The organism is Mesorhizobium sp. M1D.F.Ca.ET.231.01.1.1 (assembly GCF_003999155.2).
In the GTDB taxonomy this organism is placed as follows: domain Bacteria; phylum Pseudomonadota; class Alphaproteobacteria; order Rhizobiales; family Rhizobiaceae; genus Mesorhizobium.
The window spans coordinates 1-354 of sequence record NZ_RZOZ02000124.1 but is presented as its reverse complement, the minus strand read 5'-3'; the positions used below and the strand labels follow the sequence as shown (position 1 = coordinate 354).

General features: G+C 67.8%; 1 protein-coding gene. It reads right to left on the bottom strand.

Going from position 1 to position 354, the window contains the following annotated elements:
• Positions 1 to 354, bottom strand: a 354-nt coding sequence (locus tag EN874_RS32585) for a YbaK/EbsC family protein (RefSeq protein WP_135884727.1), incomplete at both ends; no start/stop codon positions are given.

Here is a 354-nt window from a genome sequence, read left to right as displayed (position 1 = left end):
ACCGGCGCACCCGTCAGCGCGATCAGTTCCTGCGCGGTCAGATTGAACACCGCGTGCGGATGGCCTGCCGCGGCCCACAAGCTGTCGAGCGCGAGCAGATCCTCGTCGATCAGCGTGACCGGTTCGACCGCATGGCCGACCGGACACACGCCGCCAATCGCATAGCCGGTTTTCTCGCGGACGAACTTCGCATCCGCGCGGCCAATTTCGCCCACCTGTGCCGCGACCTTTTTTTCATCCCCGCGATTGGCGCCGCTCGCGACCACCAGCACGGGCGCGTCGTCTTCGCGGCGGCGAAACAGGATCGACTTGGCGATCTGCGCGACGGAGCAGCCGAGGCCGGCGGCGGCTTCG